The organism is Symbiobacterium ostreiconchae (assembly GCF_055396975.1).
Window position 1 is genome coordinate 2399441 of record NZ_AP042454.1, and the last position, 12437, is coordinate 2411877.

Here is a 12437-nt window from a genome sequence, read left to right on the forward strand (position 1 = left end):
CCGCTCACGGCACACCGCCGATTACCCACCCACTGCCCACATCTCACAGCTCACGGCCCACCGCCCATTGCCCACCCACTGCCCACATCTCACCGCTCACGGCCCACCGCCCATTACCCCCCCACCGCTCACATCTCACCGCTCACGGCTCACTGCTCATTACCGTCCCACCGCCCACATCTCACCGCCCGAAGGCCCGCCGCAACTTTACATCCATTTCCTCCGTCTATGTTTGCGGGAGGTGGTCACCGTGCGGCGACGGCTGGCGTGGCGTGCACTGGCGGCCATCGCCCTTCTCGTTTTCTGGACCGAAACCGCCCTCGCGTTCTCCTACTACCCGGCCGTGCCCCAGGGCGCCGTGGGCTGGGCCGCGCCCCGCATCGCGCAGCGGCTGAACCTGGAGCCCGGCGACCGGATCGCGTCGGTGGAGATGTGGCTGGACGGCCAGCCGGTGGCGGCCCGATGGGACGAGTCGGGGCTGGTCTACTACGACCCGCCCGAGCCGCTCGCACCGGGCGAGCACCGGGTACGGATGGTCATCCACGTCGTGCCCGGCCGGAAGGGGTATGTCTACGCGCCGGTGATGTCCGAGTTCACCTTCACCGTGCGGGCCGGGGCGCTGGCGGCCCTGCCGGAGGCCCGGTCCGAGGAGCAGGCGGCCCGGGCGGCGGTCAACCGCTACCGGAGCCTGGCCGGGGTTGCCCCGGTGACGCTGGATGCCCGGCTCATCGCCTCGGCGGCCCTGCAGGCGGCCTACCTCGTCCGGAACCCTGCCCAGGTGGAGGTGGACGCGCACCGGCAGGTGTCCGGGGCGCCCGGCTTCGTCGCCGAGACGCCGGGCGGCCGGGCCCGCTACTACGCCTACGACGGCGGGGTCGCCGAGGTGATCAACTTCACCCGCCGCGCGGAGGACGCGGTGGCGGGGTGGATGGACACGCTCTACCACCGCATCCCGCTGATTCACCCGGGGATGCGGGAGATGGGCTACGCCGTGGCCGGGAACGCCGCGCTGTCGGTGAACGTGGTGGTCCTCGGGCCCTACACCGAGGCCGACCAGGTGGTCCGCTGGCCGCAGCCGGCTGCCACCGATGTGCCGCCCCTGTGGGAGGGGCTGGAGTCCCCCGACCCCCTGGCGCGCTATCCGGGGGTGACGGGGCCGGTCGGCTATCCGATCACCCTGACCTTCGGCCGGCGGCCGGTCTCCCTCCGGCTGCTGGATTACCGCCTGACCGGTCCGGACGGCCCCGTGCAGGTGCTGCCCTACGACCCGGTCCGTGACCCGAACCTGGAGGACACGGTGGCCGTGATCCCCGTGCGGCCCCTTCAGCCCAACACGCGCTACGTGGTGTACCTGGCCGGCGAGGTCGACCGGGGCGCAGGGCCGGAGCCTTTCCAGTACACGTGGTCGTTCCGGACGGCGGCCGAGGCCCAGCCGGTCCTGGCCCGCCGGACGATCGTGTTCCGCCCCGGCGACGGCGGAATTGATGCCATCCGGCTGGAGGGTCACGCCTTCCCGGAGGGGGTGCGGGTCTTCCTGGGCGGCCTCCCGGTGCAGGGGCTCGTGCGGGAGTCCGCGTCCCGGCTGCGGTTTCAGCTTCCGGCGGGCTATCAGGGCGGTCCGGCGGACCTGCTGCTGGTGACGCCGGGCGGGCTGGAGGCGGAGTGGCCGGGTTTCCTGACCGGCGACGAGGTGGCCTTCCGGCCCCAGGCCCAGCCGTTCCGCAGCGCGCCCCTGGTGGTGCGCGGCCGTCCGCAGACAGCGCCCGCCCTGGTCCATCCGGGCGGGGGGGTGCTGGTTCCCGAGTCCGCGTTGCTTTCCTGGGGGCTGGAGCCGGAGCGGCTCGACGCGGTCGGCCGGACGTGGTGGCGCGGGCCGGAGCCGGTGGCGGCGGCCGGGCCGGACCTGCCGGCGGCCGATCCCCTGCCGGGGGAGTACAGCCTGGGACGGGTGAGCGCCAGCGCGGCGGGCGCGCGGCTTCAGCTGGCCCTGCCGGTGCAGGAGCGGCTGGGACAGACCTACGTGGATGTGGCCTTCGTCACGGCGATGACCGGGGCCGAACTCTGGCAGGTGGGCGGCGAGTTCTACCTGGCCCGGCCGGTGGGCGGGCAGATCGACGTGGACGGCCACTGGGCCGAGGCGGCGATTGCCCGGCTCCTGGACGCCGGCGTGCTCGCCGGATACGGGGACGGCACCTTCCGTCCCGATACAGAGCTTTCGCGCGCGGCTTTTTTGAAGATGCTGGTCGCCAGCCTGGGCCTTGAACTGCTGCTCGGCCGGACCGAAGGGTTTACCGACGTGGCTGGCCACTGGGTGGCAGAGGGGGGCTACCTCGGCGCGGCGGTGGCGGCGGGCATCGTCCGGCCGGAGGACTACCCCGAGCGCCGGTTCCAGCCCGACCAGCCCATCCTGCGGGAGGAGATCGCGGTCCTGCTGGTGCGGGCGCTCGGGCGGGAAGCCGAGGCGCTGGCGACGCCCCTCACGCTGATCGACGGCGCGGCGCAGATCAGCGGCCGCTGGTTCGCCGATGCGGGAACATGGCAGCGGCCCCGGCACGTGGCCGAGGCCGTTCGGGCAGGGCTGATCGTGGGATACCCGGAGCCGGATGGACGCTACACGTTCCGCCCGGCGCGCACCGCCACCCGTGCGGAAGCGGCGGTGCTGCTGGTGCGGGCGCTGGGGAACATCCCGGTGGCGGATCCCGCCGGGGGCGCAGCCGACTAGGCGGATGCAGCGCTGGGGCGGCCCTGGCCTCGGCGGGGCCGCCCGTTCCTCTACCCTGTGCGGCCCGGCGCCGCCGGGCGGCCGGTGAAGAGGGCGTGGGCCAGCACCTCCCGGATGGCGATGTTGGCCCGCTGATTGCGGCCGATCGCCCGCCGGTCCTGCGGATCGGGAAACACCTGGGCAGGGGAGAGGCTCCACTCGCCGCCGACGTCGGCGCCGACGATGCGGCGGTGCCGGGCCAGCACCTGCAGCCAGTCCAGCAGCTCGGCAAGCGGCAGGTCGCCCGCGCCCCAGGTGGTGACGCCGTCATCCGGCGCGAGCACGTCCTTGTCGATGGAGATGTAGACATCGGCGGTGGGAATGGCGCCCTGCGCCCACTGGGCGAAGGGCTCGGGCGGACCGGGATCGGTCACCCGCAGGATGCGGGGGTGGGGGAGGTAGAGCTGCATCTCCGGCCGTCTGCCGCCCACCCAGACCGCGCGCCGGACCCAGGGCAGCTCCAGCGCATGGCGCACCCAGTTGCCGCAGGTGATGAGGCCGGACTGAAGCGGTGCGGCGTCGTGGTGGTGGTCGAACAGCAGGAGCGTCACCGGGTGGCGCAGGGCCTGGAGGCGGAGCAGCGTGACGTAGTGGTACTCGCCTGCGCCCCAGTAGCAGAGGGGGAGGTGCTGGTGCGGCTTCAGGGCTGCGGCGATGGCCGAGAGGGCCTCCGGCGTGGCGCAGGCCTTCTTCCCCGTCACGTGGCGGAGGTCGATCCACTCGTGCGGGGCCGCCAGCAGCGCCGGCTGCCAGGTCAGGGTGTCGTCCAGGTTGAGTACGAGGAAAGGTTTGTCCATCGCTTACGTCACCCCGACTCCATTGTAGCAGTGAGGGGGCGGATGAGACCCCCTGCACGCCGGGCGTCGGGGTGATTTCCTGTTGCCGGGCGCTGAGGCGCTGCGGCCCCCGGACGCGATGAAGGCCACTGATGCGCCGGTCACCGTGTCACCGGCGTATCAGCGACCTTCACCTGAGCGGGAACAGCTCAGGGCGCGGGGAAACATCCCCTCAGCAACACCACATGTGCCGCAGCAGCACGTCACAGAACTGGACGAAGGTCAGGTCGTGCTTGATGTCCCGCAGGCCCTGCCAGAGCGCGGCATCGTGGCGGTCCTTGGCGTTCTCACAGAAGCTGGCCACGAAGCGCCGCAGGTCGGCAACCATGGCGGGATCGGGCGTGGCATCTGTCGGCGAGACGTGCGTGCGCATGTAGTGCCGGACCCTGGCGGCGAGCTCATCATCCTCATGTTCCAGCGAGATGCCCCAAGCCCTGGCCAGCTCGGTCCAGTCGCGGCCTTGGAACTCGTACATGTGCGCCCTCCTGTTCTTCTCCACGCGGTCAGACCTGGCGTCGTGCACAGCCAGGTTGCCCTGACCGTGACAGACCCTCCAAGGGACACAGCCGGATCACGCAGGCGGCTGTTCCTCCATAGATGGTGCCGCAGTCTCGGGCGGGAGTCAAGATGGGGTTTGTCTGCTCCTCAGGCCCTGCGCCCCGTGCCGGCGCCCACAGTGCACCCGCGCTACGCCTGCGCCACGTCGGCGAAGGCGCCGCCGGTGGCCCGGGGCAGGTCCTCCACCCGGATCCGCAGCAGCGCTTCGGGCACGCCGCCGCCCGCCCAGATGTCCGGGAAGCGCTGCAGGCTCTCGTCCAGCAGCACGGTCACGGGCCGCAGCAGCCCCACCGGGGCGACGCCCCCCGCCACGAACCCCGTCACCGTCAGGACCTCATCCGGTCCGGCCAGGGTGACCTTGCCCCGATCCAGCAGGGCTTTCACCTTCTGCCGGTCCACACGGCGGTCGCCCGCGGCCACCACCAGCACCGGCTCGCCGCCGGCGAACATCAGGATGGACTTGGCGATGCGGCCCAGTTCCACCCCGAGCGCATCCGCGGCCGCCTGGGCGGTGGTCAGGTGCTCGGGGAAGATCCGGATCTCACCCTGCACCCCGGCGGCCTCCAGCGCGGCCCGGACCCGCTTGATGGGTTCGGGCTCCACGGGTACGCTCTGCGTCAACGCACACCCTCCCATCCGCTGCACAGGCGTCGTCGGAGATGCCCCGCCTGCGCACCGTGAAATCGCCGGCCGGCCGGACATGCCAGCCGCCTTCGGTTCAGAGCAACCGAATAATCTATGTGCTTCAACGAGTTGCCTTTCACTCCTCCCTACCGGACCCGCGCGGTCTCCGGAAAGTGCCACATCTTGACTTTCCCTGACCTTTGCTCCACAATAAAGGAGAAAGGTGGTGGTGGCCCCATGCTCACGGTGCGCACGGCGCTCTCAATGGCTGCGCTGTTCGGGCTTGCCGCCCTCGTGGGCTGGTCGACGGTCGGACCCGTGGGTGCGGCGGTGGTCATCGCCGCCTCGCTGCTGACCAGCACCGCGGCCTACCGCGGGCGCGAGCGGGCCTCCCTGCGCCAGATGGGAGGCCGCCCGATTCAGTGGTACGAAGCCCCTGACCTTTACGAACTCGTGGATGCGCTGGCCCGGCGGGCCGGACTGCCCACGCCGCGCCTGTACCTGCTGCCGGGAGGGATGGTCAACGCCGTGGCGGTGGCCACCGCCGGCAGCAGCGCCATCGGTCTGACGGGGCCGCTCCTGCGGCTCATGCCGGCCGATGAGGTGGCGGCCATCATCGCGCATGAGCTCTCGCACATCCGCCACGGCGACCTGCCGCTCAGCATGGTGGCGGCCGGGCTGGCTGGCGCGGCGGCGGTGCTGGCCGAGCTGGGACGGTTCGGCGTGATCCTGGCCTGGCTTCTCGGCGTTCCGGTGGGACCGGGGGAGCTGCTGGCGGCGCTGCTGATCGCGGCCGGCGTCCCGGCGGCGGCCCTGGCCCTGCGCATGGGCATCTCCCGGGAGCGGGAGTACCTGGCGGACGCCGGGGCGGCCGCCCTGGTGGGCTCGCCGCAGTTGATGGCCCGGGCCCTCCGGCGGCTGGAGCGGCTCAACCGTCCCACCTGGTGGCAGCGGCTCCTGGGATATCCGGCGCCGGTCGAGCCCCAGGGATGGGCCGCCCTGCTCAGCAGCCATCCGCCCACCCGGCTGCGGATCGCCCGGCTGCTGGCGATGCGCACGCCCTGGCCGAACCTGGCCTATTTCGGATGAGCGACGGCGAACCCGACCGCCCCGCCCTGCGCGGGGCGGTCTGCGCGCGGCGCGCCGGCCGGACGGGGCGGAGAGGAAGTCCGTCCGAGGAGAGCGAAACAGGAGGCGGGAGGGTCTGACGCGATGCCGTTTCGACTGTGGGACCGGTTCCCCGTGTTCGGCGTACACGATGAGGACACCCTGGCCCAGCTCCGGCGCTGCGCCGATGCGGGCCGGGCCCTCGGCGCGGCCCTGATGGCCGACGGCCACAAGGGCTACAGCCAGCCGATCGGCGGGGTGCTTTTCTATGAGCGCTTCATCTCGCCTTCGGGCGTGGGTTACGACATCGCCTGCGGCAACAAGGCGGTGCGGACGGATCTCGTCTACGGCGACATCCAGGCGGACAGGGACCGGATCGCGGCCGAGATCCACCGGCGGGTCGCCTTCGGCCTGGGCCGGAAGAACCAGGAGCGGGTGGACCACGAGCTGTTCGACGACCCCACGTGGCGGGACGTGCCCCAGCTCCACGGGCTGAAGTCCATGGCCCGGGACCAGCTGGGCACGGTGGGCGCCGGCAACCACTACGTGGACATCATGGCGGAAGTGCCGCCCGACTGGCGGCTGGGCGACCCGATTGCCGACGACGCCCCCGTGTGGGTGGCGGTGCACTTCGGCTCCCGGGGCTTCGGCCACCGCACCGCGAGCGGCTTCCTGAACCTGGCCGCCGGCCGCCCCTTCGATGCGGGCGCCCCCGGCGAATCGATGGACCAGCCGCCTACGCTGATTCCCGCCGACTCTGCCCTGGGGCAGGCCTACATCGCGGCCATGCGGCTCGCGGGCCGGTACGCCTACGCCGGGCGGGATTACGTGGTGGACCAGGTGCTGCGGATCCTGGGTGCCAGGGCGACCTTCACCGTGCACAACCACCACAACTTCGCCTGGTACGAGGAGCACGGCGGCCAGAAGGGCTGGGTGATCCGCAAGGGGGCCACCCCGCTTTTCCCGGGCCAGCTGGGCTTCATCGGCGGTTCGATGGGCGACGTCGCCGTGGTGGTGGAGGGCGTGGACCACGAGGAGTCCCGGGCTGCCCTGTACAGCACGGTCCACGGCGCCGGCCGGGTGATGTCCCGCACCCAGGCCGCGGGCCGGTGGCGCCGGCACAAGGGGCGCCGGGTGCGGACGGGCGGCGCGGTGGACATGGACGCGGTCCGGAAACGGCTGGCCCGGGCAGGGGTGGCTCTCGTCGGCGCGGATGCCGACGAGGCCCCGCAGGTCTACCGCCCCCTCCGGGAGGTGCTGGGCTGGCACGCGCCTACGATGAGGATTCTCCACACGCTGGCGCCGGTCTGCGTCGTCATGGCCGCGGCCGACGAGTACGACCCGTATAAGGATTGAGGAGGGTGCATGCAATGGAGGTGCGACTGGACCCGCGCCTGCTCACGCTGTCTGCGGCGCTCACGGCCGGCGGCAGCCCGCCCGCCGGCAGCCCGCCCGCCGGGGAGGACGGGCATCCCCTGGTCACCGACACCCGGCAGCGCCTGGCGGGCGCCGCGGCACACCCCGGGGTGCGCTGGCTGCGGGAAGCGTTTGCCCGGCACCACCTGCTGGGCCTGGCGATGCACACGGTGCAGCTGGGCCCGCCGCCGGATTTCGACGCCACCTGTCCGGACGGGGTGCCGGCCTTCGTAGAGGCCTGGTTCGGCGGGGTGGACCGGCCGGGCCTGGCCGAAGCCCTCCGGTCGGTCTGGCGCGACGTGCGGATCGGCGACCTGCTGCGGGACCAGGCCCCCGAGTGGGAGGAAGTGGTCCGGGCCCTGTCGCACCTGCTGGCGGAGGCGCAGATCGAGCCGTTCCAGCGCCTCTTCTGGGGCCGGTTCCCCTACGAGGCCGTCCTGGTTCCGGTCTGGAACATGAACGGCGCCGGGCTCAGGGGGGTGGGGGCGGCCACGGTCCGGGAGGCCTACGCCGTCTGCCCCGCCCAGGGGACGCAGCCGCTCCGGCAGGAGGACCTGCTGGTTCTGGCGCAGCACGAGGTGAGCCATCCGGTGCTGGACGACATCCAAAGGCAGCACCCCGAGGTGCCGGGGAACTGTGCCTTCGTGGAGAGGGACTGCCCCCCGGCGGGGCGCTTTGCCCAGTCCTGCGGCGACCCGACCTACCGGTGGGTCGAGACCCTGATCCGCACGTCGACGTGCTTCTACCTGGAGTACCTGGGCCGCCCGGATGAAGCGGATGCCTTCGCGGCGTCGCAGGCGGAGGCCGGCGTGACGGCCCTTCCGGTGTTCCGGGATGCCCTGCGCCCCTGGTGGGAGGCGCGAAGGCAGGGGACCGCCCCGGGTCTGGACCGGGCCCTGCCCCAGCTGCCGGCCTGGCTGCGGTCGGCCCTGGCGGGCCGGGCGCAGGCGGCTTCGATCCAGGAAGACGGCGGTACGGAGTGAGGTGTGCCGAGGAGGGGATCCGAGCATGCGTACGGAAGCGGTGCCGACGCCCTCAGGCGCCGGCGTCACGATTCACAACCGGCTGATGGGACCCGAGCGGGGTAGCGAGCGGCTCCTGGTGATGCTGCCCGGCAACAACTACAGCTGCGACGCCCCGGCCCTGTTCTACCTGCGGCAGGCGGCGATCCAGGCCGGCTGGGACGTCCTCTCCACCAGCTACGCCTTCCAGCTGGTGGGCGGCGAGGTCGACGGTCCCGCGATGCTGGCCGACGTCCGGGCAGCCGTGGACCGGGTGCTGGGGAACGGCTACCGCGAGATCTGCATCGCCGCCAAGTCGCTGGGGTCGGCCATCGCCCTGCCGCTGGCCCGCAGCCTCTCCGGGTACCGGGTGTCGCTGCTGATCCTGACCCCGGTCCCCGCGTTCCTCGCGGAGCCGGTGGGCGACCTGCGCACGCTGATCGTCATCGGCACCAACGACCCCGTCTACCACATGACGGAGTGCGGCGCCGCGCGCAAGCGGGCCGATGCCGAGTGGGCGGTGGTCCCGGGGCTGGACCACGGGTTCAACGTGCCTGGGGACTGGAAGGCCTCCGTCGCTGCCCTGGAGCAGGTGATCGCGCCCTGCGTCCGGTTCCTGGCCGGGGCCGCGGGACGCTGAGCGCACCGCCCTGTCCAGCGCGTGCCGGGCGAGCGCCCGCTGCGGGCGCGTGACACAGAGACAAGCGGGGGCGGCCTGCCGGCCGCCCCCGAGGCCATGCTCACGTCTGCGATTCGCGTTCAACCCAGCGCCTCCACCGCCGCCCGGTAGGCCTGCTGCAGGGCCCGGACCACCGGCCCCACCCGGCCGTCGCCGACAGGCTTGCCGTCCACGGCCACGACCGGCATCACCTCCGCGGTGGTGGAGGTGACGAACATCTCCTGGCAGCGATCCAGTGCCGTCAGCGGGATGCCCTGCTCCAGCACGGTGTACCCCAGTTCCCGGGCGTGCCGGATCGCCCGCTGCCGGGCGATGCCGTTCAGGATGTAGTTGCACGCCGGATAGGTGACGACCGCGCCGTCGATGACGGCAAACAGGTTGCTGCTGCTGCCCTCGATGACGAACCCGTCCCGCACGAAGAGCGCCTCGTAGGCCCCCTGCTCGGCCGCCTGCTGCCGGGCCAGCACGTTGGGCAGCAGCGACACGCTCTTGATGTCGCACCGGGCCCACCGCTGTTCGGGCACGGTGATGGCGGTGACCCCCTCCTGCCAGCGCCGCCCGAGCTCGGCCAGGGCCTCTGGCGGCAGCGGGTGGGTGAGCACCAGCACCGTCGGCTCGACCGGCACGGTCGGGAAGGCATGGGCCCTGGGGGCGTGCACGCCCCGGCTGATCTGGATGTAGACCGTCCCCTCATCCAGTCCGTTCCGCCGGATGAGCTCCTGGATCACCCGGGTCAGCCCCTCGACGTCGGGTTCGTGCAGACGCAGCTCCCGCGCGCTGCGGGAGAGCCGCGCCAGGTGGGGCTCCAGGTCGAACGGTCGGCCGCCGTAGACCCGGACCACCTCGTAGATGCCGTCGGCGAACAGAAACGCCCGGTCCTCCACCGGGATCTTCGCCTCCGCATAAGGAACGAACTGCCCGTTCAGGAACACGGTTGACGACATGGGCCCGCCTCCCCGGTGTACATGGAATCTTTTCACAGACCAATACGGGATCCGCCCACCGGTCTCCTGCCGGACCGGCCGTGCGGATCCCGTTCTGCTTCCTGGCCTTCCGTGGCTAGCCGGCGTCGGCGCGGAGCCGGAACAGCCGCTCCAGCAGCCCCGGTTCGCTGCGCCGGACGGTGACCTTCAGCCAGATCTGTCCGTCCTGCTCCAGGGGCGGCGCACCCGGCAGGTGGACCTGCGCCCTCCTTTCCAGCAGCCGGAGCCTCAGGTTGGGCAGCTCCTTCACCACTTGCACCAGCTCGCCGAACACCGTCAGGACGATGGCCTCTGCGACAGCGTGAACCAGCTCATGCCCGGTCACCACCGAGTGGACGACCTTGCGCCCGGGCATGACCCGCTCTTCCGTGGATCCGTCGCGCCGCACAAAGGTCAGCCAGATCTCATGGCGACCCGGGCGCACCTTCGGGATGCCCGTCTCGGTGACGATCGCCGCGGCCACTTTCCGGATCAGTCTCTCCAGCTCGTTGTGCCCCATCTGACCACCCCCGTCGCAGGATGGGGAACACCTCGGGATCCGGCGTCACCCACAAGGTCTTGTGGTTGTCGTAGATGACCATGCCCGGCCGGGCGCCGCTGGGCTTGCGCACGTGCTTGCGCGCTGTGTAGTCCACGGGCACGCCCGACGACTGCCTGGCCTTCGAGTGGTAGGCCGCGAGCGCCGCGGCCTCCAGAAGCGACCGCTCCGGCACCTCCTTTCCGGGCGGCACCCTGAGAATCACGTGAGAGCCGGGAATGTCCTTGGTGTGGAACCAGAGGTCGTGGGGATGGGCCAGCTTCAGGGTGAGGTAGTCGTTCTGCCGGTTGTTGCGTCCGATCCAGATCTCCAGGCCGTCGGAGGAGCGCAGCGTGATGGGCTTGATGGCCGCCTTGCCCGCGCCCGGGGCCTTGCCGCCGGCTGCGCCCCTGCCGGCACCCGCGGTCGGGTCCAGCCCGGCTTCTGCGCCGTTCCGGGCGCCGTTCCCCCGCCGGGGGCTGTTCCCCCGCCCGGTGCCGTCCTCCCGCCGGGCGCCGTCCCCCAGCCGGCCGCTGTTCCCACGGCGGGCGCGCCCGTCCCGCAGGTAGCCCTCGGCCGCCAGTTCCCGGCGCACTTCCTCCAGGTCCGGCCACGACTCGGCCTGCTCCAGGGCCACCTCGACCTGCTCCAGGTAGGCGAGCTCCGCCCGGCTCCGGGCCAGCTGCTCCTGGATGGCCGCCAGTCCGCTGCGGGCCCGCTGGTAGCGCCGGTAGTACGCCTGCGCGTTCTCGGCGGGGCTGAGCGCGGGGTCCAGGGGAATCACCATCTCGCTGCCTTCCGGATCGTAGTAGTTCACGACCCGGACCTCCGTCATGCCCCTGGCGATCTGCCACAGGTTGGCGGTGATGAGCTCGCCCTGCAGCCGGTACGTTTCGGCGGATTCCGCCCGGGCCAGCGACTCCTCCTGCGCCTGCAGCTTCCGGCGCACCCGGGCGATCTCGTCGCGCACCAGCCGGGAGAGGCTGCCCCGCAGGGACCGGAAGCGCTCCTCCTCGGCCCGCTGGCCGAAGTAGGCGTCGACGCAGGCCGAGACCGACCCGAATCCCGTCTCGGCCCGCCCGGGCCAGTGCTGCAGCGGCAGGACGTGGAACTCCTTCAGCCGGCCGTCGGGGTCGAACAGGAGGCGGGGCGCCCAGTCCCGGGCGTCGGCCAGCTCCCGCGCGGCGGCGGCGAGCCTGGCGGGATCCACATCCCGGAGCAGCGCCTCCGCCGGAGCCCCGGCGCGCCAGACCGCCTCCCGGGCCAGGAGCGGTCCCAGCCCGTCCACCCGGTCCAGCAGGGCCTGCCACGCCGGCGTCTGGGGATCGGCGGCTGTCAGGTCGTCGGCCGTCACCGCGCCCGGATCCAGCTTGCCCGTGGCAGGCGGCGGGATGTAGGGCAGGCCGGGCAGCAGCTCCCGGTGCCGGTTGACCTCCTCGGTGACGCGGCGGATCGCGTCCACGATGCGCCCCTCGGGGTTGATGAGGACGATGTTGGAGTGCTTGCCCATCACCTCGGCGACGAGCAGATAGGTGACCGGGTTGCCCAGTTCGTCGGTGTTGCGGATGGCGATGCGGCAGATGCGGTCCCGCCCCGCCTGCTCGATGGCGGTGATGCGGCCGCCCTCGGTGTACTTGCGCATGAGCATGCAGAACATGGGCGGGGTCGGTGGGTTGCGCTTCTCGACCTGGGTCAGGTGCACCCGCGCGTGGCGGGGGTGGGCGGAGAGCAGGAGACGGTAGTTTTCCCCGCTTGCGTAGCAGAGCAGGGTCAGCTCGTCGGGTTCGGGTTGGTAGATCTTGGTGATGCGGCCGCCGAGCAGGCGCTGGTTCAGCTCGGCCACGACGGCCGCCATGACTTTGCTGTCAAAGGCCATCGAGGGACTCCTTCGTCAAGACTGTTTCTACCTTTAGCTTACCACGGCCCCCGGCGCCCTGTCATTCGCCGCGCCCGGG

Annotated in this window: 11 protein-coding genes; 5 read left to right on the forward strand and 6 right to left on the reverse strand. The window is 72.0% G+C overall.

The annotated features are described in order from the left end of the window. Nucleotides 1-250 precede the first annotated feature (250 nt). Complete coding sequence (locus ACZ5UM_RS11570; protein WP_464844282.1) at nt 251-2722, forward strand: S-layer homology domain-containing protein; 2472 nt, start codon at nt 251-253, stop codon at nt 2720-2722. A 50-nt stretch (nt 2723-2772) separates the two neighbouring features. On the opposite strand, the gene ACZ5UM_RS11575 is transcribed toward ACZ5UM_RS11570, so the two are convergent. The 3 genes from ACZ5UM_RS11575 to ACZ5UM_RS11585 all read right to left on the reverse strand — a co-directional run bounded on the left by ACZ5UM_RS11575 (nt 2773) and on the right by ACZ5UM_RS11585 (nt 4776). After that, nucleotides 2773-3558 carry an arginase family protein gene (locus ACZ5UM_RS11575; RefSeq protein ID WP_464844283.1) on the reverse strand — a complete coding sequence of 262 codons (786 nt, stop codon included), beginning with the start codon at nt 3556-3558 and terminating at the stop codon, nt 2773-2775. Between the two features lie 211 nt (nt 3559-3769). Further along, complete coding sequence (locus ACZ5UM_RS11580; RefSeq protein WP_464844284.1) at nt 3770-4072, reverse strand: hypothetical protein; 303 nt, start codon at nt 4070-4072, stop codon at nt 3770-3772. 212 nt (nt 4073-4284) lie between these two features. Continuing rightward, on the reverse strand, nt 4285-4776 hold the full coding sequence (locus tag ACZ5UM_RS11585; RefSeq protein ID WP_464844286.1) for a YbaK/EbsC family protein: 492 nt from the start codon (nt 4774-4776) through the stop codon (nt 4285-4287). 240 nt (nt 4777-5016) lie between these two features. Between ACZ5UM_RS11585 and ACZ5UM_RS11590 the strand changes: the two genes are divergently transcribed. The 4 genes from ACZ5UM_RS11590 to ACZ5UM_RS11605 all read left to right on the forward strand — a co-directional run bounded on the left by ACZ5UM_RS11590 (nt 5017) and on the right by ACZ5UM_RS11605 (nt 8943). Then, the gene (locus ACZ5UM_RS11590) at nt 5017-5868 is read left to right on the forward strand and encodes a M48 family metallopeptidase (protein ID WP_464844287.1); all 852 of its coding nucleotides are present in this window, start codon (nt 5017-5019) and stop codon (nt 5866-5868) included. A gap of 123 nt (nt 5869-5991) precedes the next feature. Then, nucleotides 5992-7242, forward strand: coding sequence for an RtcB family protein (locus tag ACZ5UM_RS11595; protein ID WP_464844288.1), 1251 nt, complete (start codon nt 5992-5994; stop codon nt 7240-7242). 14 nt (nt 7243-7256) lie between these two features. After that, nucleotides 7257-8285, forward strand: a complete 1029-nt coding sequence (locus ACZ5UM_RS11600) for a hypothetical protein (RefSeq protein ID WP_464844289.1) — start codon at nt 7257-7259, stop codon at nt 8283-8285. Between the two features lie 25 nt (nt 8286-8310). Continuing rightward, a complete protein-coding gene (locus ACZ5UM_RS11605; protein ID WP_464844290.1) occupies nt 8311-8943 on the forward strand; it encodes an alpha/beta hydrolase in 633 nt (210 codons plus the stop codon). A 119-nt stretch (nt 8944-9062) separates the two neighbouring features. Here ACZ5UM_RS11605 and dat read toward each other — a convergent pair whose 3' ends face one another. The 3 genes from dat to ACZ5UM_RS11620 form a co-directional block, all read right to left on the reverse strand. Next, a complete protein-coding gene (gene dat, locus ACZ5UM_RS11610; protein ID WP_464844291.1) occupies nt 9063-9926 on the reverse strand; it encodes a D-amino-acid transaminase in 864 nt (287 codons plus the stop codon). 115 nt (nt 9927-10041) lie between these two features. After that, nucleotides 10042-10464 carry a hypothetical protein gene (locus ACZ5UM_RS11615; RefSeq protein ID WP_464844292.1) on the reverse strand — a complete coding sequence of 141 codons (423 nt, stop codon included), beginning with the start codon at nt 10462-10464 and terminating at the stop codon, nt 10042-10044. Next, the gene (locus ACZ5UM_RS11620; protein ID WP_464844293.1) at nt 10370-12358 is read right to left on the reverse strand and encodes an Rqc2 family fibronectin-binding protein; all 1989 of its coding nucleotides are present in this window, start codon (nt 12356-12358) and stop codon (nt 10370-10372) included. The genes ACZ5UM_RS11615 and ACZ5UM_RS11620 overlap by 95 nt, the downstream gene beginning before the upstream one ends. Nucleotides 12359-12437: the final 79 nt, after the last annotated feature.